The following is a 23,886-nucleotide window of genomic DNA, read 5'->3' on the forward strand; positions in this document are numbered from 1 at the left end:
AACTTCGAGGCAGGGTAGCCTAGGGCGAGAAAAATCGCACACGCTGTTTCGGTTATTACACGCGGCTAATGCCGTGTTTTCGCAATTTTCGATATAAGGTATTGCGGCTGATGCCCAAGTGCTCGGCGACCCGGGTCAGGTGCCAGTGTTTTGCCTCCAGGATTTCCGTCAGCGCCTGACGCTCTGCGTTCAGGAGCGGCCTTGTGTCGCCAAAGGGCTGCGCAGCAGCTCCAGCGTCACTTCGAATGATTGCGGGGAGATCCGAGAGCCTTATAAGGGTGTCCTCGCACAGTGCCACCAAGGTCCGCAGCACATTGCGCATCTGCCGCACGTTCCCCGGCCAGGCAAAGGCCAGCAACGCCTGCCGTGCCTCGGGCGCCAAATGCACAACCTGCCCCTGCGCCTCCTGGCCTAACAGGAAGTCCAGCAACGCTTCCTTGTCACTACGCTCGCGCACCGCAGGCAGCGCCACCTCCAGGCCATTGAGCCGGTAGTACAGGTCCTCGCGGAAACTGCCCTGCTCCACCCGCTCGAGCAAATCGCGGTGGGTGGCACTGACGATGCGTACATCCACCGCCTGCGGCTCACCGCCAATCGGCACCACCTGGCGCTCTTCCAGCACCCGCAACAGACGGGTCTGCAAAGCCAGCGGCATGTCGCCGATCTCGTCCAGCAACAAGGTTCCACCCTCGGCCTGCAGCAACTTGCCGCGCATGCCTTCCTTGCGCGCCCCGGTAAAACTGCCGCCGCGATAACCGAACAGCTCGCTCTCGATCAGGCTCTCGGGAATCGACGCACAGTTCACCGCCACAAATGGCTTGCCACGGCGCTGGCTAGCCTGGTGCACGGCCTGGGCGAAGGCCTCTTTGCCGCAACCGGTCTCACCGCGCAGCAGCAGCGGCACGTCGCGCTCGAACACGCGCACGGCACGATGAAAATCGTGTTGCAAGGCCGGGTCCAGCAAGCAAATGCCCGGCTCCGTGGCAGGCTTGGGCTGGGGCAGGCTGGCCGGCACCGTCCACAACGGCGCCCTCGCCTGCCCGCGCAGGCTGGCGAACACCTGGCGACCATCACGGGTGCGCAACGGCCAGACCGTGCTGCCGCCTGGCGTGGCACGGCTGAACAGCTCGTCATGGCTGCAGGCGAAGAACATTTCCAGCGGTTTGCCCAGCACGCCACCGCGAAGGGTGCCCAACAGGTTCAGGGCACTCTGATTGGCGGCGCAGATGCGGCCATCGCCATCGAACGCCAGCAACCCTTCGCTGAACTGGCCGACCGACTCAGCCTGCACGTGGATGCGCAGCAACCACTGCTGCTCGAAATGACGCAGGAAATAACAGCTCTCGATCATCTTCGCCGAGAGGTTGACAAGCGCCATGGTGTGGAACTGGCTCTGGCGCGATACGTCCGGCCGTGCCGAGGACACATCGAGCACCGCCAGCAGCTCACCGTGCGGGTCGAACACCGGGCTCGCCGAGCAGGTCAGCCCGGTATGGCGGCCGCGAAAGTGCTCATTCTGATGAATGGTCAGGGCCTGGCGCTCGACCAGGCAGGTGCCGATGCCGTTGGTGCCCTCGCGGGCCTCACTCCAGTCCGCCCCCAGCCATAGCCCGGCACGCTCGAAGTTGCGCCGCTCGCTGGGCGCGGTGACACAGTTGAGGATCACCCCACGGGCATCGGTCAGCAGCACCGCATGGCCGGCGCCGGACAGCTGCTGGTGCAGGCTGTTCATTTCGCTGTCGGCGATTTTCAGCACCTGGCGCAGGCGCTCGCGGCTCTCCAGCAGGCGGCCGTGCTCAAGCACCACCGGTGCCTCGATCACTGACGGATCGAGGTGGTAATCGTCGAGGCAGCGCAGCCAGGAGCGGGCAATCGAAGGATCGCTGCCCGCTTCACCACGGGCAACCGTGTGCACTTGCTGGGCATGGCGACTGAATGAATTGCTCTGCATTTGTTGTTGTTCTCCGCAGATAGAGATTCACGCCAGCATCCTCCACCCGCGCAGGCTTTGCAACGTGCCCGCCGGCCGCGTGTCGCAAACGGCACAAAGTGTCACCCCGGCCGTGCCAGGCCTGGCACAGGGCATCTTCCCGCCGCGCCGAAACATGACCCAAGTCATTGATTTCACTGGGGCGCACCACGCTGGCCCAACCTTTGCTCTACGCTTTTCAACTCCTCAACAAACATAACAGCCAGGAGACACACCATGCGTTACGCACATCCCGGTACCGAGGGCGCGAAGGTTTCCTTCAAGAGCCGCTACGGCAACTTCATCGGCGGTGAGTTCGTGGCCCCCGTCAAAGGCCAGTACTTCGACAACACTTCCCCGGTGAACGGCCAGCTGATCGCCGAGTTCCCTCGCTCCACTGCCGAAGACATCGATAAAGCCCTGGATGCCGCCCATGCCGCTGCCGATGCCTGGGGCCGCACCTCGGTCCAGGACCGCTCCAACGTCCTGCTGAAGATTGCCGACCGTATCGAACAGAACCTGGAACTCCTGGCCATTACCGAAACCTGGGACAACGGCAAGCCGATCCGCGAAACCCTCAACGCCGACATCCCGCTGGCCGTCGACCACTTCCGCTACTTCGCCGGCTGCATCCGCGCCCAGGAAGGCGGCGCTGCCGAAATCAACGAAAACACCGTGGCCTATCACATCCACGAGCCACTGGGTGTGGTCGGGCAGATCATCCCGTGGAACTTCCCGATCCTGATGGCCGCCTGGAAGCTCGCTCCGGCGCTGGCTGCCGGCAACTGCGTGGTACTCAAGCCGGCCGAGCAGACTCCGCTGGGCATCACCGTGCTGGTCGAGCTGATTGGCGACCTGCTGCCCAAGGGCGTGCTCAACGTGGTGCAAGGCTATGGCCGCGAGGCCGGTGAAGCACTGGCCACCAGCAAGCGCATCGCCAAGATCGCCTTCACCGGCTCCACCCCGGTCGGTTCGCACATCATGAAATGCGCCGCCGAGAACATCATCCCATCCACTGTCGAGCTGGGCGGCAAGTCGCCGAACGTGTACTTCGAAGACATCATGCAGGCCGAGCCGAGCTTCATCGACAAGGCCGCCGAAGGCATGGTGCTGGCGTTCTTCAACCAGGGCGAGGTGTGCACCTGCCCATCGCGTGCCCTGGTGCAGGAGTCGATCTACCCGCAGTTCATGGAAGTGGTGATGAAGAAGGTGCTGCAGATCAAGCGCGGCGACCCACTCGACACCGACACCATGGTCGGCGCCCAGGCCTCGCAGCAGCAGTTCGAGAAGATTCTCTCGTACCTCGAAATCGCCCAGCAGGAAGGCGCCGAGCTGCTGACCGGCGGCAAGGTGGAAAAACTCGAAGGCGCGCTGGCCAGCGGTTATTACATCCAGCCGACCCTGCTCAAGGGCAACAACCAAATGCGCGTGTTCCAGGAAGAAATCTTCGGCCCGGTGGTCAGCGTCACCACCTTCAAGGACGAAGCTGAAGCCCTGGCCATTGCCAACGACACCGAGTTCGGCCTCGGCGCCGGCGTGTGGACCCGCGACATCAACCGCGCCTACCGCATGGGCCGCGGCATCAAGGCAGGCCGCGTGTGGACCAACTGCTACCACCTGTACCCGGCGCATGCCGCGTTCGGTGGCTACAAGAAGTCCGGCGTTGGCCGTGAAACCCACAAGATGATGCTCGACCACTACCAGCAGACCAAGAACCTGCTGGTGAGCTACGACATCAACCCGCTGGGCTTCTTCTAAAACAGCGCACTGGGGCCGCCGACTGGCGGCCCCAACCGCTCTGGCTCGCTTCCTGCAGTATCCATCACCATCGGCCCGGAGCCCTTCCGGCCATCAAGAAAAAGAACAGGTGAAACTATGCCAAGCGATCATTCCGCCGGTGTGCCGGCAGGGTCTTCCGTCGACTTCGAAAAAGTCGGCTCGGACTATTTCCAGCAACGTGAACTGAAAAAAGGCGCCGCCGGGTGGGTACTGCTGGTGGGCCTGGGCGTTGCCTATGTGATTTCCGGCGACTACGCCGGCTGGAACTTCGGCCTGGCCCAGGGCGGCTGGGGCGGCATGTTCCTCGCCACCTTGCTGATGGCCACCATGTACCTGTGCATGTGCTTCTCGTTGGCCGAACTTTCCTCGATGATCCCCACCGCTGGCGGCGGCTACGGCTTTGCCCGCAGCGCCTTCGGCCCGTGGGGCGGCTTTTTGACCGGCACGGCGATCCTCATCGAATACGCCATCGCCCCCGCCGCCATTGCCACGTTCATCGGCGCCTATTGCCAGTCACTGTTCGGCATTGGTGGCTGGATGATCTACCTGGCGTTCTACGTGGTCTTCATCGGTATTCACATCTTCGGCGTGGGTGAAGCGCTGAAACTGATGTTCATCATCACCGCCATCGCGGCCATCGCCCTGGCCGTGTTCCTGGTGGCCATGGTGCCCCATTTTGATGCAGCCAACCTGTTCGACATCGCCAAAACGGACGCCGTTGGCGCCAGCAGCTTCCTGCCGTTCGGCTACGTTGGCGTGTGGGCCGCGATCCCCTATGCCATCTGGTTCTTCCTCGCCGTCGAAGGTGTGCCTCTGGCCGCCGAAGAAACCAAAAACCCCAAGCGTGACCTGCCACGCGGCCTGATCGGTGCGATGCTGGTGCTGCTGGCCTTCGCCCTGCTGATCCTGGTGGTTGGCCCAGGCGGTGCGGGCTCCGAAGCCCTGAAAGCCTCCGGCAACCCGCTGGTCGAGGCGCTGGCCAAAGCCTACGGCGGCTCCACCTGGATGGGCAGCTTCGTCAACCTGGTGGGCCTGGCCGGCCTGATCGCCAGCTTCTTCTCGATCATCTATGCCTATTCGCGGCAGATCTTCGCCCTTTCCCGCGCCGGTTACCTGCCGCGCAAGCTGTCGGAAACCAACAAGAGCAAGGCCCCGGTCATGGCGCTGGTAATCCCCGGGATCATCGGTTTTGCCCTGTCGCTGACCGGCCAGGGCGACCTGCTGATCCTGGTGGCGGTATTCGGTGCCACACTGTCGTATGTACTGATGATGGCCGCGCACATCACCCTGCGTATCCGTCGGCCGAAAATGGAACGCCCTTACCGCACCCCGGGCGGCATTTTCACCTCGGGCCTGGCCTTGGTACTGGCCTGTATCGCCGTGGTCGCGGGCTTCCTGGTCGACCCACGGGTGGTGATTGGCGCTGCGGTGATCTATGCGGTATTCATTGCCTACTTCGCGTTCTACAGCCGCCACCACCTGGTTGCGGGCACACCGGAAGAGGAATTCGCCGCGATCCAGAAGGCCGAAGAGGCCCTGCACTGATCAAAGCCACCTGCCGCGGGCCAGCCCGCGGCTCTGGAGATTCTGTATGGCAAGTTTCGTACACACGGTAGGCCACCTGGTCTACCGCTTCGACAGCCTCAAGGACGTGATGGCCAAGGCCAGCCCGGCCCGTTCCGGGGACTTCCTGGCCGGAGTCGCCGCCAGCAACGACGGTGAACGGGTGGCCGCGCAGATGGCCCTGGCCAACATCCCGCTGACGCATTTTCTGAATGAAGCACTGATCCCCTACGAACAGGACGAAATCACCCGGCTGATCGTCGACACCCACGACGCCCAGGCCTTCGCCGCGGTCAGCCACCTGACCGTTGGCGGCCTGCGCGACTGGCTGCTCAGCGAAGAGGCCAACGAACAGAGCCTGCGCGCCCTCGCCCCGGGGCTGACCCCGGAAATGGCCGCCGCCGTTTCGAAGATCATGCGCGTGCAGGACCTGGTGCTGGTGGCGCAGAAGATCCGCGTGGTCACCCAGTTCCGCGGCACCATGGGCCTGCGCGGGCGCCTGTCGACCCGCCTGCAGCCCAACCACCCGACGGATGAGCCGGCCGGCATCGCCGCCAGCATCCTCGACGGCCTGCTCTACGGCAACGGCGACGCCATGATCGGCATCAACCCGGCCACCGACAGCATCGCCTCGATCTGCGCCCTGCTGGAAATGCTCGACGCCATCATCCAGCGCTACGACATCCCCACCCAGGCCTGCGTGCTGACCCACGTCACCACCTCGATCGAGGCGATCAACCGCGGCGTGCCGCTGGACCTGGTGTTCCAGTCGATCGCCGGCACCGAGGCGGCCAACGCCGGCTTCGGCATCAACCTCAACGTGTTGCAGGAAGGCTACGAGGCCGGCCTGTCGCTCAAGCGCGGCACGCTCGGGCAGAACCTGATGTACTTCGAGACCGGCCAGGGCAGCGCGCTGTCGGCCAACGCCCACCACGGTGTCGACCAGCAGACCTGCGAGACCCGCGCCTACGCCGTGGCCCGCCACTTCAAGCCGTTTCTGGTCAACACCGTGGTCGGCTTCATCGGCCCCGAGTACCTGTACAACGGCAAGCAGATCATCCGCGCCGGCCTCGAAGACCACTTCTGCGGCAAGCTGCTCGGCGTGCCGATGGGTTGCGACATCTGCTACACCAACCATGCCGAAGCCGACCAGGACGACATGGACACCCTGCTGACCCTGCTGGGCGTGGCCGGGATCAACTTCATCATGGGCATCCCAGGCTCCGACGACATCATGCTCAACTACCAGACCACGTCATTCCACGACGCGCTGTATGCGCGCCAGACCCTGGGCCTGAAGCCCGGGCCGGAATTCGAAGCCTGGCTGCAACGCACCGGCATCTTCACCCAGGCCGATGGCCGCGTGCGCTTTGGCGACAACCTGCCGCCGGCATTCCGCCAGGCCTTGGCACAGCTGGCTTAGAGGTGACCATGGCAGACCGATCCCCGACCCCTGAAAACCCTTGGCTGGCCCTGCGCAACCTGACCCCGGCACGCATCGCCCTGGGCCGTTGCGGCACCAGCCTGCCTACCGCTGCGCAACTGGACTTCCAGTTCGCCCACGCCCAGGCCCGCGACGCCGTGCACCTGGCCTTCGACCACGCCGCCCTGAGCGAGCAGCTCAAGGACCGCGGCCGCGACAGCCTGGTGCTGCACAGCGCTGCCAGCGACCGCCACCAGTACCTGCAACGCCCCGACCTGGGCCGGCGGCTGAACGACGATTCGGCCGAGCGCTTGCGCCAGCATGCCCAGGCCAACCCTGACGGCGTCGACCTGGCCATCGTGGTCGCCGACGGCCTCTCGGCCCTGGCCGTGCACCGCCATACCCTGCCATTCCTGGCCCGCTTCGAGGAGCAAGCCGCAGCCGATGGCTGGACCAGCGCCCCGGTGGTGCTGGTGGAGCAAGGCCGGGTTGCAGTGGCGGACGAAGTTGGCCAACTGCTCGGTGCGCGCATGACCGTGATGTTGATTGGCGAACGCCCGGGGCTGAGCTCGCCAGACAGCCTGGGCCTGTATTTCACCTACGCGCCCAAGGTCGGCCTTACCGATGCCTACCGCAACTGCATCTCCAACATTCGCCTGGAAGGCCTGAGTTACGGCATGGCTGCCCACCGCCTGCTATACCTGATGCGCGAAGCCTGCCGGCGGCAGCTTTCCGGTGTGAATCTGAAGGACGAAGCCGAGGTCCATAGCATCGACAGTGAAAATGCCCCCAACCAGCGCGGCAACTTCCTGCTTGGTGAAGGTTAAAGAACATGTAATGGAAGGCGGATTGCACTGATGGCCAGCATTGGGGCAGCATGCCCATGAAAGCTGCAGGCATTCCGCTGTTTCCCCAAATGGACTCTGAGGGCCGCACATGCGCATCATCAAGGCAACCCTGGACCACCTCGATCTGCTCACCCCACTGTTCGTCAGATACCGCGAGTTCTATGGGCAGCTCCCTTACCCCGACAGCTCGCGTGCCTTTCTGGAAAAGCGCCTCAAACGCGACGAATCGGTCATCTACCTGGCCTTGGCGGACGATGATGACGGTAAATTGCTCGGCTTTTGCCAGCTGTATCCGAGCTTTTCATCGCTTTCGCTGAAACGTGTATGGATCCTCAACGACATCTACGTCGCCGAAGACTCGCGGCGCATGCTGGTGGCCGACCATCTGATGCGCGAGGCCAAGAAAATGGCCAAGGACACCCAGGCCGTGCGCATGCGGGTATCGACCAGCGCCAACAACGAAGCGGCGCGCAAGACCTATGAATCGATCGGCTTTCGCAAGGACACCGAGTTCGAGAACTACATATTGCCGATCAATCAGGACTGACCCTACTGGCCTGTTCGCGGCGGTTCGCCGCGCACAGGCCAGCACAAGCTCACACAGTAACCCCCCGCTACAAACTCTACGGGCAGGTTTCCTGCTTCGCCGTATAATGCTTCGACCTGCCATGTGTGAAAATTTACCCATCCACAGGTAATCATGCCGACGCCCAGGGCATTGTCCGTCATCGCGTGCCCGTAAAGCGGGTCAAGAACACAGGTGCTGTACATGGAATTCAACCCGCTGGACTTAATCCTGCATCTCGATACCTACCTCGATCTGCTGGTGACCAACTACGGCCCCTGGATCTACGCGATCCTGTTTGCTGTGATCTTCTGCGAAACCGGCCTGGTGGTGATGCCGTTCCTGCCGGGCGACTCGTTGCTGTTCATCGCCGGCGCCGTGGCCGCAGGTGGCGGCATGGACCCTGTCCTGCTGGCAGGCCTGCTGATGGCCGCCGCCATCCTGGGCGACAGCACCAACTACATCATCGGCCGCACCACGGGCGAAAAACTGTTCAGCAACCCCAATTCGAAGATCTTCCGCCGCGACTACCTGCAGCGCACCCATGAGTTCTATGAACGCCATGGCGGCAAGACCGTGACCATGGCGCGCTTCCTGCCGATCCTGCGCACCTTCGCGCCGTTCGTGGCCGGCATCGCGCATATGCACTACCCGCGTTTCCTCGGTTTCAGCGTGGCAGGTTCGTTGCTGTGGGTCGGTGGCCTGGTGACCCTGGGCTACTTCTTCGGCAATGTGCCGTTCATCAAGCAGCACCTGTCGCTGATGGTGGTCGGCATCATCGTGCTGTCGCTGGTACCGATGATCCTTGGCCTGCTGCGCAGCCGCCTGGGCCGCACCGCCAAGGCCCACTGACAGCAGACATGTGGTCCTTCAGCGCCTGGCGGCGCAAGCGCACCCTCGCGCGCTACCCGATCGACCCACGGCAATGGCAGGTGATCCGTGATCGCCTGCCAATGCTCGATGGCATCAGCGAGGTGGAAGACCAGTGGCTGCGCGAAGCCTGCATCCTGTTCCTGCTCGACAAGCACCTGACGACCCTCCCCGGGGTCGAACTGGACGACCAGCAGCGCCTGTTTCTTGCTGCCCAAGCGCAGCTGCCGCTGCTGCACCTTGGCGAGCTGAACTGGTACCAGGGCTTCCACGAAATCATCCTCTACCCCGACGACTTCAAGAGCCCGCAGCGCCACCGCGATGCCAGTGGCGTGGAGCACGTGTGGGATGCCGAGCACAGCGGCGAAGCCTGGCAGCAGGGGCCGATCATCCTGGCCTGGGCCGGGGTGCTCGCCAGTGGCGGCTGGGAGGCCTACAACCTGGTGATCCACGAGCTGGCGCACAAACTGGACATGCTCAATGGCGATGCCAATGGCCTGCCGCCGTTGCACCCGGGCATGCGCGTGGAAGACTGGGCCGCAGCCATGCAGCAGGCCTATGACGACCTCAACCGCCAGCTTGACGCCGACCCCGACGCCGAAACCGCCATCGACCCCTACGCAGCGGAAAACCCGGCGGAATTCTTCGCCGTCACCAGTGAATATTTCTTCAGCGCTCCCGACCTGCTGCAGCAGGCTTATCCACAGGTGTACCAGCAGCTGTCGCTGTTCTACCGGCAGAACCCTCTGCAGCGCCTGCTGAAGCTGCAGGCCGCGCACCCGGATTACCGCGAAAGCCACGCCTGATGCGGCCGCACATCCGTCCACACGTGGCATGGCCTGGCGGAATGTGCCTATAATCGCCGCCACTTTTTTGATCAAACACGGGGGCACTGCCCAATGAGCTACAGCAAGATTCCGGCTGGCAAAGACCTGCCGAACGACATCTACGTCGCCATCGAGATCCCGGCCAACCACGCGCCGATCAAGTACGAAATCGACAAGGACAGCGACACCCTGTTCGTCGACCGCTTCATGGCCACCCCGATGTTCTACCCGGCCAACTACGGTTTCATCCCCAACACCCTGGCCGACGACGGTGATCCGCTGGACGTGCTGGTCGTGACTCCGTACCCGGTTGCTCCAGGCTCGGTCATCCGCGCCCGTCCAGTCGGCGTGCTGAACATGACCGACGACGGCGGCGGCGACGCCAAGGTCATCGCCGTTCCTCACGACAAGCTGAGCCAGCTGTACGTCGACGTGAAGGAATACACCGACCTGCCAGCCCTGCTGATCCAGCAGATCGAGCACTTCTTCGCGAACTACAAGGATCTCGAGAAGGGCAAGTGGGTCAAGATCGAAGGCTGGGAAGGCGCCGACGCCGCCCGCGCCGCGATCACCAAATCGGTCGCAGCCTACAAAGGCTGATACTGTTTTGTAGAAAAAACCCCGCCTCGGCGGGGTTTTTTTATGGGTGACGCAGGAGGTCGGTAAAAAGTCCTACGCAGTCCTACGCCTTTGCCCTACATCCCGGCATGTTTCACGCTGTTCATATCTACATCACGTTCATTTCGCTACTGGCAACCGGCCGCTACACTCGGACGCATGAAAAGATCCGGTGACCGCCTCAAGGCACTCCTTCGGGAATGTGGCCTGACCCCTTCAGACTTCGCTGCCCAGCGCCGCGTCTCGTCGCAGCACATCAACAACTGGTTCACCCGAGGCATCCCGATTGCCCGCCTCGATGAAATGGCCGAGTTGTTCTGTGTGCAGCGCCGCTGGCTGCAGACCGGCGAAGGCCCCAAGCACCCGCATTCGTTCCTGCGCATGTACGCGCCCCAGGCGACGCCGTTACAAACGCCATCGGAACAACCTGCTCCTCTGGTGCAAGTGCCTTTCAACGAGCTGCGTAATGGCCAGCTCATAGCGCTCGACGGTCATCACCTGGCAATGCCGGCACCTGCGCTGGAGGCATTGGCCGTGCCTGTGGACACAGCCATCTGCATGACCATGCCGGCAGACAACATGGCGCCGTGGATCCCACGTGATGCGATCCTGGCGATCGACCTCAGCTACACCCAGGTGGTTGATGGCGAGATCTATGCCCTGCTGCACAACGGCCGGCTCAGGGTGAACAGCCTGAGCCTCGGCCACCGAGGCACCCTGTGCCTGCATAGCCACAACCGGCGTGAGGTTGTCGAACGCTACACCACCTTGCAGTGCGCGGTGCAGAAGCTGGAGGTACTCGGCTGGGTGTTCCATTGGTCGCATTACCGCCAGCGACGCCCCGTCTGACACACGCTGTGCCATTTTTTGCTGGGCATACCGCGCCAGCCCTTGTATGCTACGCCGCACATTCAGCCCCGGCCGGCGCAAGCCGCGTTCCAGAGGGCTCGGCGACGTTCCACACGAGCGTTTGCCATCTCTTCAGGCCCTTGCTGGCCACACAGTTAAGGCGGTTGCGACTTACCATAAATTAGTCGGAAGCGTCCCCGAGAAGCCGGCCACAAGCCGGCTTTTTAATGCCCAAAGATAATCCCACCTCATTCAAGTGGCTTCTTGAGATCTCATTTAGCAAGGGGTTCTCATAGGTGCGGATTGACGATCCTGGTCAACCGTCTTTTTGTACCTTCTTGCGTAAAAGCCAATCGATAGGCGCCCCTGCCTTTTTGCCCTCTATACCCAGGAAGGTCTACCACGAACTCATTCGTTCCACTCAACTTATAACCGACCTTCCGGCTTCGCAGGCTTTCTATGGCTCGGCCCAATATCTTCGAATCCATGCTCGACATGCTTTGCTCAGCAAAGTGCTGTGGATTTACCACGGCGAATATCAACTCTGTTCCAGCGCTATCAACGTTACCAGAAGTTTGATTACCAACCGATGCAACAGCCCTCTTTACCGCATTCCTTCTCACAGTAGTCTTGCTGGACTGTTGTTCAAAAACAGTCGCCGACTCGGGTGCCCTAGCCACCTGATCAGTGCGCGATTTTGGTCTCACGAGCACCTTATTATTGACACCCAAATCTTTCAATCTTCGGCCAACTTCATGGCCGCTTTCAACAATTTCTACAACCCTTTTATAATCTTCAGGAAAAAAAGCATAAGCATGCACCATTCCCTCGCTAGAATAAAAACCGCTCTGAAGACCTCGACCTGCCGCCTTAAACTTTTCAAAATACTCTGTCTTCAAAAAATCCCGATATGCTTCAGCTGCCCTACCTGGAAGCCCGGATTCACGAGCTTGTTGTTCAGCCACTTTGTTCAAATGCTGAATAGTGGTGTTATCCTCAGAAGCCATATTTGCCCTTTCCTCAATCGCCATCCTAGCCAAAACACGTCGATGAAGCAGGGGAATAACCACAACTGCAACGATTGCCAATACCGCTGCGGTAATATATAGACCCAGTTGTTGTTCAACCGATAGCCTTCCATCTTGATCGTGAAACACGACCGGATTGTTCCGCGTCATCCGATACACATTCAACCCATCCACATCCCCCGCCGGGTCCGGATTGATCCAGCGCTGCAACCACGGTGCGTAATACCTGTAACCGTAGTAATACAACCCTGTTGCATCGCGCTCCTTACCCGAATAGCGCACCGTCTTGTATTTCGCTTCGACAGCGCTGCGCGCTGCCCACCAGGCGGTACCGCCGTAGGCGTAATAACTTTCCTGGCTGATCAGTTCAGCGTTTTGCGCCAGCTCCAGCAGGCTGCTGCCCACGTGATCGCTCACGCTGTAGCGCAGTTGGTCGTTATCGATCCCACCAGGCTTGTCGGCCGCCCAATGCAAGAGCCGCACACCACTGCGCCCGGCTTGGGCGGTGACTACCTGCAGGTGTTCACCTGACGCCAGCGTGCGGATCTCCAGCCCCGGCAAATAGCGCACTTCACCGACTTGCGCGCCCCTCAGGGTTTGCATTCGACGGACCTTGCGCACCCGTTGGCCACCGCCGTCGTACACATAGGCTTCCACATCGTCGTCCCGGCCATCGGGATCTTCGCGAACAACCTGGGTCACCAGGCTCAATTGATTTCGCGCATCCCATTGCATGGCCTGCCCGGGCGCCAGGGCCTGCTGGTTGCCATTGGCATCGAAGCCTTTGCCAAAATCGATCGGTGAACCCTCGCTCTCCTTGAACAAACTGCGGTTGCTCCCGGGGTCGACAGCCATGACGCGGTGGCTCACCACAGCGCCATTCACCTTGTGCAACAGATCGGTCAGATTACCGCCCCGGTCGTAGCTGAAGTCCTGGGTGTAGTTGCGCCAGCGGCTGTCATCCACCTTGCCGAAGATCTCGACCCCAGGCAGCGCAGGGCCGATGGTCTGACTGGCATTTTCGCGTCCGCTGGCGCTGGTCAGTTGGTAAAGGGTGTCGTAGGTATAGTTGCTGACAGCCGCCACCCGTCCCGCTCCCCACTTCACTGGCTGAGCCAAGTCTTCGATACGATCGATATTGCCCACCGGGTCGTACGTGTACTGCAAGTTCAGCAACCGCTTGCCATCGGCCTTGCTGGCCTGGAAGCCGACGAGCCGGCCATTCAATGCCGAATAGCGGCTCGTGGTGGTGACATGGTTGCCCGCCAGCTCCATCGTCACCTGCCCCAAGGCGTTGTACTCGACTTTTTCGAGTAGCCCCTGATCATTCAGGAACGATCGACTGGAGCGACCTGCAATGTCCATCTCGAAACGCTGCACGTTACCCACAGCATCCAGGGTTTCGATCATTGCGCCCAAGGCATCGTGCTTCCAACTGCTGTTGTAAAGCACACCAATATTCTGCTCTTTGTTTTTTTCCAGTAGTTTATCGCGAGCATCCACCGACTCAGGCCAATCGGGCGGCGTCAGTGCCTGCAGAAATTGACGGGTTTCCAGACTTGGCTGACCCTGCAGGTTGAACCGCTCATGCCACTGACTCCCGGCGGGGTCATCATGACGAATCATCTGGCCACAACGGTTACGCTTTGACTCCTCGGCATCGCCGCCTGCATAAGTGAAGCGATCAGTGCAGCGCCGATCCATCTCGCCAGCCACTTGCTCAAACTGCGCCATGGGGCGCATAGACCGGTCGTACTCAATTTGTTGATGAGTACCGCGACCATCCCAGTGTTCAAGTACTTGACCAGCCATGTTACTGAAAACAATACGCAAGCCAGCGTCGACACTTTCGCTCTTTAGTACCCGCCCCGACAGCCCGTAATGTATGACTTGATTCGGTGCCTGTTGTGGATCGTTCTTTCGGGCCTCGAAAAAACGCGGATCACATTGCTGATTCAGATGACCGCGGGCATCGAATACTTGTTGGTCAATGCGTATGTCGAGGGCGGCGCTGTTTCCAGAGCCGCCACGATGACAGACAATATTGCGCACAACTAAGCCACGCGAATCAGCCGCATTCAGCGCGGGGGTATGCCGGTGCAGAGAGGCTGGCATAAGGCTATTAACCGAATATGATGAGAGGGTCTGGCAAGTCTAGACCAATTAATCAAACCCTCTTCTTCGCCGGCAGCGCAGCCTTAATGTGTCATGCCCAGTTCGGCATCATCCATCAGTGCCTTGGCCATTGCGCTCAGATAATGAGAAGCCCAGATCATCATCGGTTTCTCGTCCATCAGGCCTAGGATGGTCAATTCACGCACATAGCCCATCAGTTCCGAGGCCTGCTCGCGGGCATCGCGGCAAGGGATGCCGGGTTCGATGCGGAACAATGGGTGGGACTGGTTTTCACCTTGGAAGAAGGTGGTCATACCGACGGTGCATTGGGTGTTGTCTGTAGTCATTGTTCAATCTCCCTGAAAATTCTCGAATGCCTGGGCGGGCCTCATCACTCAAGCCTCAATGCAAAGTCCGAGGCCCAGTAGGCATCTGCACCTGGATCAACGCGGATTCGAGCAACACCCGCAGCGCCTCCAGCTCATGCATCGAGGTCATCATCAGGATCGACGCCGGTGACTTGGGCTGCAGCAGCAACGCCTGATGCACCACGGTCGACGCACACAGCGCGTAGTCGGTGGCCTGGATCAGAGTGTCTTCGAGGGAATGAATATCGTGGGGTGGATCGGGGACAATCTTTAGCATGGTGGCGTTCTCATATGGGTTGCATAGAGCCGCCACTCATGACTTGCAGTGTGATGGGTGGCGGCCACGTACGGGTCTGCAAGACCGGGAGAACGAAAACCGGCAGGTTCGAAAACCTCCCGTACGCAGCCACCATAAAGCGAGTTCAATGGCATGCCACTGAACGTCGGTGATCAACATATGTTCTCAGCGGGCTTGCAGGCCCGGTCGCTGTTTTGACAACGACTGGGCCACACTAAGCCGCCAGAAACACCACCGCAATGGCCCAAGGGCGCTAGGAAGCTAATTCAGAAATGGACTACAAACAACGGGAAAAATCTGAAGTTTTGGATCAGAGGGGATCGCCTTTGGATTTTCAGCGCTTATGAGATCGAGCGCCGCCCGCGCGGCGCATCGCGAGCAAGCTCGCTCCTACATTTGTTGCAACGTGCCGAACCTGACAGGCCATGGTTGCCCGCCTTGGTGCATAACTGGAGACAGGTGGAGCAGCATTAGCGCCCACCGAGATGCATCGCCATGCCAACAAGGCGGTCCCTGTTGGCTTCACAGGAGAGATTGGCCCGAAACAGATGTAGGAGCGAGCTTGCTCGCGATGCGCCGCGCGGGCGGCGCTCGATCTCGCAGGCGCCACAACTCCCAAGACATGTGCACCGCCAAAGGTCGTAGAACAGCGGCTTGCCAGCAAGGTGGCACAGTGCTGTATGCTTGGCCGGTCTTCAGGGCGGGGTGAAAGTCCCCACCGGCGGTAAATCGAAAGATGAGCCCGCGAGCGCCCCGGCCATGCCGGGGGTCAGCAGATCTGGTGCGACTCCAGAGCCGACGGTCATAGTCCGGATGAAAGAAGGCGTCAGGCAGGGGCCATTCGGGCGCCCCTGCGCGCGCATTTTGTTCGCCCCGAGACGTTCATCGATCAATCACGAGGAGCGTTTCATGTCCCCTTTGCTGCAAAAACAATTCCCCAATGTGTCCGCCGCCATCGCCGCCTTCCAGGCAGGGCGCCCTGTGCTGCTGCTCGACGATGACGACCGCGAGGACGAAGCCGACATCGTCGCCGCCGCCGAAAACCTGTCGTTGCAGACCATGGCCATGATGATCCGCGACTGCAGCGGCATCGTCTGCCTGTGCCTGGACGAAGCCACCGTCGATGCCCTGCAACTGGCGCCGATGGTGCAGAACAACCAGGCCCGCCACGGCACCGGCTTCACCGTCACCATCGAGGCGGCCGAAGGCGTGAGCACCGGTGTTTCCGCGCAGGACCGCATCACCACCATCGAGGCGGCGCTGCGTTCGACCGCCGAGCAACGCCATATCGTCAGCCCGGGCCATGTGTTCCCGCTGCGTGCGCGTGATGGTGGCGTGCTGGCTCGTCGCGGGCATACCGAAGGTTCCGTGGACCTGGCACGCCTGGCCGGTCTGCGCCCGGCCGCGGTGCTGTGCGAGCTGATGAACCCCGATGGCAGCATGGCGCGGGGCGAGCAGGTGGCGGTGTATGCGCGGCAGTACAACTTGCCTGTGCTGACTATCGAAGAGTTGGCGCGGTGCCGTGAGGCGATGCTGGAGCTGGAAGCCGAGCCTGCCTGACAGACCGAACGGGGCCGCTTTGCGGCCCATTCGCGGGTAAACCCGCACACAGGGACTGCGCCAACTCTGAACCCGGTGCAGACCTTGTGTGAGCGGGTTTACCCGCGAATGGGCCAGTGAATCCAGCGGAAGTTTGCTCCCCTAGCCCCGCTCTGCTAACGTCGCGCGGTTCTGACCCGCCTACGAGACTGTCGCCATGGCCCGCAAAAAAGCCACCATCGATTTCGAACAATCCCTCGCCGACCTGCAAGCCCTGGTCGAGCGCCTGGAGAACGGCGAACTGTCGCTGGAAGACTCGCTGGCCGCGTTCGAGCAAGGCATCGCCCTGACCCGCGATTGCCAGGGCGCCCTGGCCCAGGCTGAACAGAAAGTGCAGATCCTGCTGGAACGTGACGGCGAACTCGCCGCGCAGCCGTTCGATGCGGAGCCAGAGGCATGATCACTGCTTACCAGGCCAGCTGTCAGGCCCGTGTCGACGCCGCCCTCGAACCCCTGTTCGTCGCCCCGACCAAAGAGCTGGAACGCCTGTATGCCGCCATGCGCTACAGCGTGATGAACGGCGGCAAGCGCGTGCGCCCGCTGCTCGCCTATGCGGCCTGCGAAGCCCTTGGCGCGCCGGCCGAGCAAGCCAACGGTGCCGCCTGTGCAGTAGAGCTGATCCACGCCTATTCGCTGGTGCATGACGACCTGCCAGCCATGGACGACGACGATTTGCGCCGTGGCCAGCCAACTACCCACAAAGCTTTCGACGAAGCCTGCGCGATTCTCGCTGGCGATGGCTTGCAGAGCCTGGCGTTCAGCGCCCTGCTCGACCCACGCCTGAGCCCGCAGGCCGACAGCATCCGCCTGGCCATGGTCCAGGTTCTAGCCAAGGCTGCAGGCCCTGCGGGCATGGTCGGCGGCCAGGCCATCGACCTCGGTTCGGTTGGCCTGAAGCTGGACCAGCAGGCCCTGGAATTCATGCACCGGCACAAGACCGGCGCGCTGATCGAAGCCAGCGTGCGCCTCGGTGCCCTGGCCAGTGCCCGCGCCGAGCAGGCGCAGCTGGATGCCCTGCAGACTTATGCACAGGCCATCGGCCTGGCATTCCAGGTGCAGGACGATATCCTCGACGTGGAAAGCGACACCGCCACCCTCGGCAAGCGCCAGGGCGCCGACATCGCCCGTGACAAACCGACCTACCCGGCGCTGCTGGGGCTGGAAGCCGCAAAGGCCTACGCAATCGAACTGCGCGACCAGGCGCTGATCGCCCTGCAAGGCTTTGGTGAAGCCGCCGAGCCGCTGCGGGCGTTGGCGCGCTACATCGTCGAACGCCGTCATTAAGGCCTGATACCAATCCCCGGTGGGAGCGGGTTTACCCGCCCCTACAGGGTCCGCGTAACCCGTGGTCGAATGGGCACTTTTCCCACAATGGGGTAAACTGCCGCGTCTTCACACACCTATAACGACTCGCCTGATGCCCACGACGTTTCAAGAGATCCCCCGCGAACGCCCGGTCACGCCGTTGCTCGACCGCGCTGACACGCCTGCCGGCCTGCGCCGGCTGGCTGAAGCCGACCTGGAGACCCTGGCCGACGAGTTGCGCCAGGAGTTGCTCTACACCGTTGGTCAGACCGGTGGGCATTTCGGCGCCGGTCTGGGCGTCATCGAGCTGACGATTGCCCTGCACTACGTCTTCGACACCCCGGATGACCGGCTGGTGTGGGACGTCGGCCACCAGGCCTACCCGCACAAGATTCTCACCGGGCGCCGCAACCGCATGCTCAGCCTGCGCCAGAAGGACGGCATCGCCGCCTTCCCGCGCCGCAGCGAGAGCGAGTACGACACCTTCGGCGTCGGCCACTCCAGCACCTCGATCAGCGCCGCGCTGGGCATGGCCATTGCCGCCCGCCTGCAGAACAGCGCACGCAAGTCGATCGCCGTGATCGGCGACGGCGCCCTCACTGCCGGCATGGCTTTCGAAGCGTTGAACCACGCCCAGGAAGTCAACGCCGACATGCTGGTGATCCTCAACGACAACGACATGTCGATTTCGCGCAATGTCGGCGGCCTGTCCAACTACCTGGCCAAGATCCTTTCCAGCCGCACCTACGCGAGCATGCGCGAGGGCAGCAAGAAGGTGCTGTCACGCCTGCCCGGTGCCTGGGAAATCGCCCGTCGCACCGAGGAATACGCCAAGGGCATGCTGGTGCCGGGCACGCTGTTCGAAGAGCTGGGCTGGAACTACATCGGCCCGATCGACGGCCATGACCTGCCCACCATGATTGCCACCCTGCGCAACATGCGTGACCTCAAAGGCCCGCAGTTCCTGCACGTGGTGACCAAGAAGGGCAAGGGCTTCGCCCCGGCCGAGGTCGACCCGATCGGCTACCACGCCATTACCAAGCTCGAACCCGCCGACAAGCCGGCTGCGCCGAAGAAGGTCAGCGGGCCGAAGTACTCTGCGGTGTTCGGCCAGTGGCTGTGCGACATGGCCGCCGCCGACAACCGCCTGGTGGGCATCACCCCGGCGATGAAGGAAGGCTCCGACCTGGTCGATTTCAGCGAGCGCTACCCCGAGCGTTACTTCGACGTCGCGATCGCCGAGCAGCACGCGGTGACCCTGGCCGCGGGCATGGCCTGCGAAGGCAGCAAGCCGGTGGTAGCGATCTACTCCACCTTCCTGCAGCGCGGCTACGACCAGCTGATCCACGACGTGGCGGTGCAGAACCTCGATGTGCTGTTCGCCATCGACCGCGCCGGCCTGGTCGGCGAAGACGGCCCGACCCACGCTGGCGCCTATGACCTGTCGTACCTGCGCTGCATCCCCGGCATGCTGGTGATGACCCCGAGCGACGAGAACGAACTGCGCAAGATGCTCAGCACCGGCCACCTGTACAACGGCCCGGCCGCTGTGCGCTACCCGCGCGGCACCGGCCCGAACGCACCGATCAGTGGCGACCTCGAACCGTTGGCAATCGGCAAGGGTGTGGTGCGCCGCCAGGGCGAGAACGTTGCCCTGCTGGTGTTCGGCGTGCAGTTGGCCGAGGCCCTGCAAGTGGCCGAGCAAATCAACGCCACCGTGGTCGACATGCGCTTCGTCAAGCCGCTGGACGAGGCCCTGGTGCTGGAACTGGCCGGCAGCCATGAGCTGCTGGTGACCATCGAAGAAAACAGCATCATGGGTGGCGCCGGGGCTGCCGTGGGCGAGTTCCTGGCCCGTGAGGGCGTGGTCAAGCCGCTGCTGCACCTGGGGCTGCCGGACATCTATGTCGAGCATGCCAAACCGGCGCAGATGCTCGCCGAGTGTGGGCTGGATGCTGCTGGCATCGAGGCCTCGGTGAAAGCCCGCAGGGCCAGGCTCGGCCGGTAACTTCTGGGGCCGCTTTGCGGCCCATCGCCGGCAAGCCAGCTCCCACAGGAACCGCGCAGGCCTCCAGGCCAATGCGGATCCTGTGAGAGCTGGCTTGCCGGCGATTGCGTTGGAAGCCGCGATGAAAGCCTCAACCTTTGCCACCCTGCTCTGCCTCCCCATCCCCTTGCTGGCCGCTGAACGCGACGACGCTCTCAAGCTCCCCGACATCCTGATCAGCGCCAACCGCCAGGTCGAATCACGCAGCGCCACCAGCGCCGCCAACACCGTCTTCACCCGCGCCGACATCGACCGCCTGCAACCGAGCAGCGTCACCGACCTGCTCACCCGCGTGCCCGGTGTGCAAGTCGCGCCCACCGGCGGCCGTGGCAGCCTGCCCGGCATCTTCATCCGTGGCACCAAGGCCGCCCAGAGCCTGGTGCTGGTCGATGGCGTGCGCATCGCCAATGCCACCTCCGGCGATAGCGGCTTGCAGTTTCTCGATGTCGACCAGATCGAACGCGTCGAAGTGCTGCGCGGTTCGCGCTCGGCGGTGTATGGCAGCGATGCCATTGGCGGGGTGATCCAGATCTTCACCCGCCGCAGCAGCGGCCCCGGCCTGCAACCACGCCTGCGCCTGGCGACGGGCAGCAACCAGACGTTCCAGCGCAGCCTGGGGCTGTCTGGTGGTGACGATGCCACCCGCTTCAATCTCGGCGCCAGCCTGGATGAAACAGCCGGTATCGACTCGACCGGGCCGTCGTTTGCCAGCGACAGCGACCACGACGCCTACCGCAACAAGTCGCTCAACCTGAGCCTGAGCCACACGTTTGGTGAGCGCTTCGAAGCCGGCCTGAATCTGCTCGACAGCCGCGGCCGCAGCGAGTACGACAACCCGTTCGGCCGCTTCGACCCGGTCACCCTCCAGAGCTTCGGGCAAAAGCCCTACACCGACTTCAGCGTCAGCAGCCTGGGCAGCTATTTCGATGCTCAGCTCAACGACCTCTGGCATTCACGCCTGGAACTCGCCCACAGCGAGAACCGTGACGACAAGCGTGACAAGCTCAGCGACGAGCGCTTCGTGTTCAACACCTACCGCGACCAGGTCACCTGGCAGAACGACCTGGCCCTGGCCGAGCGGCACAACCTGCTGCTGGGCGGTGACTGGTACGAAGACCGCGTACACGGCAGCACCGATTTTACCGAGGACAGCCGCTGGAACCGTGCGGCCTTCATCCAGCACCGCTACAGCGGCGAAGACTTCTCCACCGAGCTTGGCGTACGGCACGACGAGAACCAGCAGTTCGGCGGCCAGACTACCTGGAGTGGCAGCCTTACCGTGCCGCTGAATGCCCGCAATGACGTGCTGCTGTCCTACAGCGAAGGCTTCCGCGCCCCAACGTTCAACGACCTGTACTACCCGCAGTTCAGCAACCCGGACCTCAAGCCCGAGCGCTCGAAGAGTTATGAAGTGCAGTGGCGCAGCCAGCTCAGCCGCGACAGCCGCCTGGAAACCTCGCTGTACCGCACCGACCTGCGCGATGCGATCATCTTCGGCCAGGACTCGATTCCGCAAAACGTCGCTTCGGCGCGTATCAACGGCCTGGAAATGGCACTGCACCAGCAATGGGGCGAATGGCGCAGCCAACTGGGCCTGGCGCTGATCGACCCTCGCGACCGCGACAGTGGCCATACCCTGGCCCGTCGCGCCCGACGCACCCTGAGCCTGGATCTGGACCGCCAGTTCGAACGGTTTAACGTGGGCGCCAGCTGGCAGGCCGTGAGCGCAAGCTACGACGACGAGGCCAACCGCAATCGACTCGGCGGATACGGCCTGCTGGGCCTGCGTGCGGGCTGGCAGGCTACCGAGGAACTGAAGCTCGAAGTGAAGCTGGATAACCTGCTGGACAAGGACTACAGCCGGGCACTGTACAGCTTCGACGGGGCCAGCTACGGCTACCGCGAAGAAGGCCGCACCGCGCTGTTCAGCGTCACCTGGACGCCGGCACTCTAGCCGCCATCAGCGCGCACAGGCGGGCGGTGGCTTCGATCATCTGCCCGCTCGGCCGCTCCAGGCCCTTGTCCGGCACCACCAGCAAGCCCTCGCCTGCCACCGCGCTCAGCCGTGGCCAGGCCTTCCAGCTGGCCAACTGATCCTCGTCACCCGCCAGGATCACCTGCGGGTCACGCATCAGTACCGACTCGACATTCACCTGCGGGGCCGGCTGGCTCAGGTCGGCAAAGACATTGCGCGCCCCACACACCGCCAAGGCATCGCTGACCACCTGCTGGCCGCCCAAGGTGTATAGCGGCCGGTCCCACACCTGATAGAACACCCGCAACGGTTGCTCGCGCCGATACTGCTGGCGCAGCTGCTGCAAGCGTTCGCGCAGGGCCTGCACGTAGGGCCGGCCTTGCTCGCCCCGCCCGACACGCACGGCAATGGCCTCGATCTGGTCGAGCAATTGGTTCAGGTCATGGGGTTCGGCGCTGTAAGTGGCGATGCCCAGGCGCTTGAGCTGGTCGCGCTGGGCCGGTGCCACGCTGCCAGGCCAGAGCAGCAGCAGGTCGGGCTTGAGGCTGAGCAGGGTTTCCATGTCCAGCTGGCCCTGGCGCCCGACCGAGGGTAGCCGTTGCAGCGCTTGCGGTCGCTCGCCGCCATCGAGCACGCCTACCAGCAGGTCATCGGCGTGCAGTTCCAGCATGATCTCGCTCATCGACGGCGCGAGGCTGACCACGCGCAAGGGCTCGCCGGCCCTTGCGCTGAGGGCCAGCAGTGCCAGCAGGCAAAGCAGGACGCGCATCAGCCCAGCTGACGCGGAATACGGTAGAGGTAGAGCACCACCACAGTGGACAGCGCCAGGAGGATCTGCGCCACCGCCTCCAGCCCGACCAGCACCGACAGTGCGGCGACCCAGGCCGGGAAGCAGGCGAACAGCATGGCCATGCGTCGCACTCGCGCCAGGGTGATCCAGGCGGCTGGCTCTTCAGCCGTGCCCAGCACTTTCGAGGTGGCGATCAGTGCTCGCTTGTAGGCACCGAAGCGCGGCAAGCTGAGGAACATGGTCGCGGCGCCAGCAATGAACAGCGGCATCGCCAGCACCGGGATCAGCGCATCGCCACCGCCAAAGGCCCAGGCCATGACCGGCAGCGGCACCAGGCCGACCGCCAGGTACTGCCACCAAGCCAACGCCAGGCGCCGCTTGACCTCGCCACGGGTCACGCCTGGGGCACCTCGCCCTGGTGTTCGTTACCCAGCATGTGGCCGAGCTTGCCGGCCTTGGTCGCCAGGTAGTAACGGTTGTGCGGGTTGTGCCCGGTGTGCAGCGGCACGCGCTCGGCGACCTTGATGTTCATGTCGGTCAGCGCTTTGACCTTGCGCGGGTTGTTGGTCATCAGGCGCAGCGATTTCACGCCCAGGTGCTCCAGCATCGGCAGGCACATGGCGTAGTCGCGCTGGTCGGCGGCAAAGCCCAGGCGCTCGTTGGCTTCGACGGTGTCGGCACCACCATCCTGCAGCTCATAAGCGCGGATCTTGTTCAAAAGGCCGATGCCGCGGCCTTCCTGACGCAGGTACAGCAGCACGCCACGGCCTTCGCGGGCGATTGCCTGCAGCGCGGCTTCCAGCTGCGAACCGCAGTCGCAGCGCTGGCTGAACAGGGCGTCGCCGGTCAGGCACTCGGAGTGCAGGCGCCCCAGCACCGGCTCGCCGTCGGCGATATCACCCAGGCTGAGCACCACGTGCTCACGGCCAGTGGCTTCGTCGAGGAAGCCATGCATGGTGAAAATCGCAAAGGGAGTCGGGAGTTTCGAGGCGGCAACAAAGACGACGGGCACGTTGTGCTCCTGGATAAGTAGGAAATTTCTCGTAAGCC

At 62.7% G+C, this 23,886-nt stretch carries 21 protein-coding genes and 1 riboswitch; of the genes, 14 read left to right on the forward strand and 7 right to left on the reverse strand.

The window, feature by feature from the left end:
• Positions 1 to 55: 55 nt before the first annotated feature.
• The gene (locus ABE528_RS06765; RefSeq protein WP_346652514.1) at positions 56 to 1,951 is read right to left on the reverse strand and encodes a sigma-54-dependent Fis family transcriptional regulator; all 1,896 of its coding nucleotides are present in this window, start codon (positions 1,949 to 1,951) and stop codon (positions 56 to 58) included.
• Positions 1,952 to 2,206: 255 nt separating this feature from the next.
• Here ABE528_RS06765 and ABE528_RS06770 point away from each other — a divergent pair, with 255 nt between their 5' ends.
• The 9 genes from ABE528_RS06770 (at position 2,207) to ABE528_RS06810 (ending at position 11,311) form a co-directional block, all read left to right on the forward strand.
• The gene (locus ABE528_RS06770) at positions 2,207 to 3,727 is read left to right on the forward strand and encodes an aldehyde dehydrogenase family protein (RefSeq protein WP_346652515.1); all 1,521 of its coding nucleotides are present in this window, start codon (positions 2,207 to 2,209) and stop codon (positions 3,725 to 3,727) included.
• Positions 3,728 to 3,844: 117 nt separating this feature from the next.
• Positions 3,845 to 5,293 carry an ethanolamine permease gene (eat, locus tag ABE528_RS06775; protein WP_152956244.1) on the forward strand — a complete coding sequence of 483 codons (1,449 nt, stop codon included), beginning with the start codon at positions 3,845 to 3,847 and terminating at the stop codon, positions 5,291 to 5,293.
• 46 nt (positions 5,294 to 5,339) lie between these two features.
• On the forward strand, positions 5,340 to 6,734 hold the full coding sequence (locus ABE528_RS06780) for an ethanolamine ammonia-lyase subunit EutB (RefSeq protein ID WP_152956245.1): 1,395 nt from the start codon (positions 5,340 to 5,342) through the stop codon (positions 6,732 to 6,734).
• A gap of 8 nt (positions 6,735 to 6,742) precedes the next feature.
• Positions 6,743 to 7,561, forward strand: a complete 819-nt coding sequence (eutC, locus tag ABE528_RS06785) for an ethanolamine ammonia-lyase subunit EutC (RefSeq protein WP_152956246.1) — start codon at positions 6,743 to 6,745, stop codon at positions 7,559 to 7,561.
• A 109-nt stretch (positions 7,562 to 7,670) separates the two neighbouring features.
• On the forward strand, positions 7,671 to 8,129 hold the full coding sequence (locus ABE528_RS06790) for a GNAT family N-acetyltransferase (RefSeq protein WP_152956247.1): 459 nt from the start codon (positions 7,671 to 7,673) through the stop codon (positions 8,127 to 8,129).
• A gap of 222 nt (positions 8,130 to 8,351) precedes the next feature.
• A complete protein-coding gene (locus tag ABE528_RS06795) occupies positions 8,352 to 8,999 on the forward strand; it encodes a DedA family protein (protein WP_152956248.1) in 648 nt (215 codons plus the stop codon).
• 8 nt (positions 9,000 to 9,007) lie between these two features.
• Complete coding sequence (locus tag ABE528_RS06800; RefSeq protein ID WP_152956249.1) at positions 9,008 to 9,823, forward strand: M90 family metallopeptidase; 816 nt, start codon at positions 9,008 to 9,010, stop codon at positions 9,821 to 9,823.
• 93 nt (positions 9,824 to 9,916) lie between these two features.
• Positions 9,917 to 10,444, forward strand: a complete 528-nt coding sequence (gene ppa / locus ABE528_RS06805) for an inorganic diphosphatase (protein ID WP_003255365.1) — start codon at positions 9,917 to 9,919, stop codon at positions 10,442 to 10,444.
• Positions 10,445 to 10,621: 177 nt separating this feature from the next.
• Positions 10,622 to 11,311: a S24 family peptidase gene (locus ABE528_RS06810; protein WP_346652516.1), complete on the forward strand. Its 690-nt coding sequence runs from the start codon at positions 10,622 to 10,624 to the stop codon at positions 11,309 to 11,311.
• 290 nt (positions 11,312 to 11,601) lie between these two features.
• On the opposite strand, the gene ABE528_RS06815 is transcribed toward ABE528_RS06810, so the two are convergent.
• From ABE528_RS06815 to ABE528_RS06825, 3 genes are all read right to left on the reverse strand, one after another.
• Entirely contained in the window at positions 11,602 to 14,454 is a 2,853-nt protein-coding gene (locus ABE528_RS06815) for an RHS repeat-associated core domain-containing protein (RefSeq protein WP_346652517.1), read from the reverse strand.
• An 83-nt stretch (positions 14,455 to 14,537) separates the two neighbouring features.
• The gene (locus ABE528_RS06820; protein ID WP_152956253.1) at positions 14,538 to 14,801 is read right to left on the reverse strand and encodes a DUF3077 domain-containing protein; all 264 of its coding nucleotides are present in this window, start codon (positions 14,799 to 14,801) and stop codon (positions 14,538 to 14,540) included.
• Between the two features lie 55 nt (positions 14,802 to 14,856).
• Entirely contained in the window at positions 14,857 to 15,099 is a 243-nt protein-coding gene (locus ABE528_RS06825; protein ID WP_152956254.1) for a hypothetical protein, read from the reverse strand.
• Between the two features lie 708 nt (positions 15,100 to 15,807).
• A riboswitch (FMN riboswitch) is annotated at positions 15,808 to 15,949 on the forward strand.
• A gap of 80 nt (positions 15,950 to 16,029) precedes the next feature.
• Here ABE528_RS06825 and ribB point away from each other — a divergent pair.
• The 5 genes from ribB to ABE528_RS06850 all read left to right on the forward strand — a co-directional run bounded on the left by ribB (position 16,030) and on the right by ABE528_RS06850 (position 22,025).
• Complete coding sequence (gene ribB, locus ABE528_RS06830; protein ID WP_152956255.1) at positions 16,030 to 16,680, forward strand: 3,4-dihydroxy-2-butanone-4-phosphate synthase; 651 nt, start codon at positions 16,030 to 16,032, stop codon at positions 16,678 to 16,680.
• Positions 16,681 to 16,876: 196 nt separating this feature from the next.
• Positions 16,877 to 17,119 carry an exodeoxyribonuclease VII small subunit gene (locus ABE528_RS06835; RefSeq protein WP_085677103.1) on the forward strand — a complete coding sequence of 81 codons (243 nt, stop codon included), beginning with the start codon at positions 16,877 to 16,879 and terminating at the stop codon, positions 17,117 to 17,119.
• On the forward strand, positions 17,116 to 18,003 hold the full coding sequence (ispA, locus tag ABE528_RS06840; protein ID WP_152956256.1) for a (2E,6E)-farnesyl diphosphate synthase: 888 nt from the start codon (positions 17,116 to 17,118) through the stop codon (positions 18,001 to 18,003). Before ABE528_RS06835 ends, ispA begins: the two co-directional genes overlap by 4 nt.
• A gap of 133 nt (positions 18,004 to 18,136) precedes the next feature.
• Positions 18,137 to 20,032, forward strand: coding sequence for a 1-deoxy-D-xylulose-5-phosphate synthase (dxs, locus tag ABE528_RS06845; protein ID WP_346652518.1), 1,896 nt, complete (start codon positions 18,137 to 18,139; stop codon positions 20,030 to 20,032).
• Between the two features lie 121 nt (positions 20,033 to 20,153).
• Positions 20,154 to 22,025, forward strand: coding sequence for a TonB-dependent receptor (locus ABE528_RS06850; protein WP_346652519.1), 1,872 nt, complete (start codon positions 20,154 to 20,156; stop codon positions 22,023 to 22,025).
• Here the strand turns inward: ABE528_RS06850 and ABE528_RS06855 are convergent.
• Genes ABE528_RS06855 through ribA form a run of 3 tightly spaced genes read right to left on the reverse strand, consistent with a single transcriptional unit; the run spans position 22,003 to position 23,848 of the window.
• Positions 22,003 to 22,815 carry a cobalamin-binding protein gene (locus ABE528_RS06855; protein ID WP_346652520.1) on the reverse strand — a complete coding sequence of 271 codons (813 nt, stop codon included), beginning with the start codon at positions 22,813 to 22,815 and terminating at the stop codon, positions 22,003 to 22,005. The two genes, ABE528_RS06850 and ABE528_RS06855, sit on opposite strands and share 23 nt — an antisense overlap.
• Entirely contained in the window at positions 22,815 to 23,234 is a 420-nt protein-coding gene (locus ABE528_RS06860) for an MFS transporter (protein ID WP_346652521.1), read from the reverse strand. The genes ABE528_RS06855 and ABE528_RS06860 overlap by 1 nt, the downstream gene beginning before the upstream one ends.
• Positions 23,231 to 23,848, reverse strand: a complete 618-nt coding sequence (ribA, locus tag ABE528_RS06865; protein ID WP_085677098.1) for a GTP cyclohydrolase II — start codon at positions 23,846 to 23,848, stop codon at positions 23,231 to 23,233. Before ribA ends, ABE528_RS06860 begins: the two co-directional genes overlap by 4 nt.
• Between the last annotated feature and the right edge of the window lie 38 nt (positions 23,849 to 23,886).

Origin of the sequence: Pseudomonas sp. TWI628, from assembly GCF_039673865.1 — a bacterium.
In the GTDB taxonomy this organism is placed as follows: domain Bacteria; phylum Pseudomonadota; class Gammaproteobacteria; order Pseudomonadales; family Pseudomonadaceae; genus Aquipseudomonas.

Bases quoted from the DNA above. Each gene is read 5' to 3' on its own strand.
- ABE528_RS06765 (WP_346652514.1), bottom strand. From the start codon at position 1,951: ATGCAGAGCAATTCATTCAGTCGCCATGCCCAGCAAGTGCACACGGTT.
- ABE528_RS06770 (WP_346652515.1), top strand. From the start codon at position 2,207: ATGCGTTACGCACATCCCGGTACCGAGGGCGCGAAGGTTTCCTTCAAG.
- eat (WP_152956244.1), top strand. From the start codon at position 3,845: ATGCCAAGCGATCATTCCGCCGGTGTGCCGGCAGGGTCTTCCGTCGAC.
- ABE528_RS06780 (WP_152956245.1), top strand. From the start codon at position 5,340: ATGGCAAGTTTCGTACACACGGTAGGCCACCTGGTCTACCGCTTCGAC.
- eutC (WP_152956246.1), top strand. From the start codon at position 6,743: ATGGCAGACCGATCCCCGACCCCTGAAAACCCTTGGCTGGCCCTGCGC.
- ABE528_RS06790 (WP_152956247.1), top strand. From the start codon at position 7,671: ATGCGCATCATCAAGGCAACCCTGGACCACCTCGATCTGCTCACCCCA.
- ABE528_RS06795 (WP_152956248.1), top strand. From the start codon at position 8,352: ATGGAATTCAACCCGCTGGACTTAATCCTGCATCTCGATACCTACCTC.
- ABE528_RS06800 (WP_152956249.1), top strand. From the start codon at position 9,008: ATGTGGTCCTTCAGCGCCTGGCGGCGCAAGCGCACCCTCGCGCGCTAC.
- ppa (WP_003255365.1), top strand. From the start codon at position 9,917: ATGAGCTACAGCAAGATTCCGGCTGGCAAAGACCTGCCGAACGACATC.
- ABE528_RS06810 (WP_346652516.1), top strand. From the start codon at position 10,622: ATGAAAAGATCCGGTGACCGCCTCAAGGCACTCCTTCGGGAATGTGGC.
- ABE528_RS06815 (WP_346652517.1), bottom strand. From the start codon at position 14,454: ATGCCAGCCTCTCTGCACCGGCATACCCCCGCGCTGAATGCGGCTGAT.
- ABE528_RS06820 (WP_152956253.1), bottom strand. From the start codon at position 14,801: ATGACTACAGACAACACCCAATGCACCGTCGGTATGACCACCTTCTTC.
- ABE528_RS06825 (WP_152956254.1), bottom strand. From the start codon at position 15,099: ATGCTAAAGATTGTCCCCGATCCACCCCACGATATTCATTCCCTCGAA.
- ribB (WP_152956255.1), top strand. From the start codon at position 16,030: ATGTCCCCTTTGCTGCAAAAACAATTCCCCAATGTGTCCGCCGCCATC.
- ABE528_RS06835 (WP_085677103.1), top strand. From the start codon at position 16,877: ATGGCCCGCAAAAAAGCCACCATCGATTTCGAACAATCCCTCGCCGAC.
- ispA (WP_152956256.1), top strand. From the start codon at position 17,116: ATGATCACTGCTTACCAGGCCAGCTGTCAGGCCCGTGTCGACGCCGCC.
- dxs (WP_346652518.1), top strand. From the start codon at position 18,137: ATGCCCACGACGTTTCAAGAGATCCCCCGCGAACGCCCGGTCACGCCG.
- ABE528_RS06850 (WP_346652519.1), top strand. From the start codon at position 20,154: ATGAAAGCCTCAACCTTTGCCACCCTGCTCTGCCTCCCCATCCCCTTG.
- ABE528_RS06855 (WP_346652520.1), bottom strand. From the start codon at position 22,815: ATGCGCGTCCTGCTTTGCCTGCTGGCACTGCTGGCCCTCAGCGCAAGG.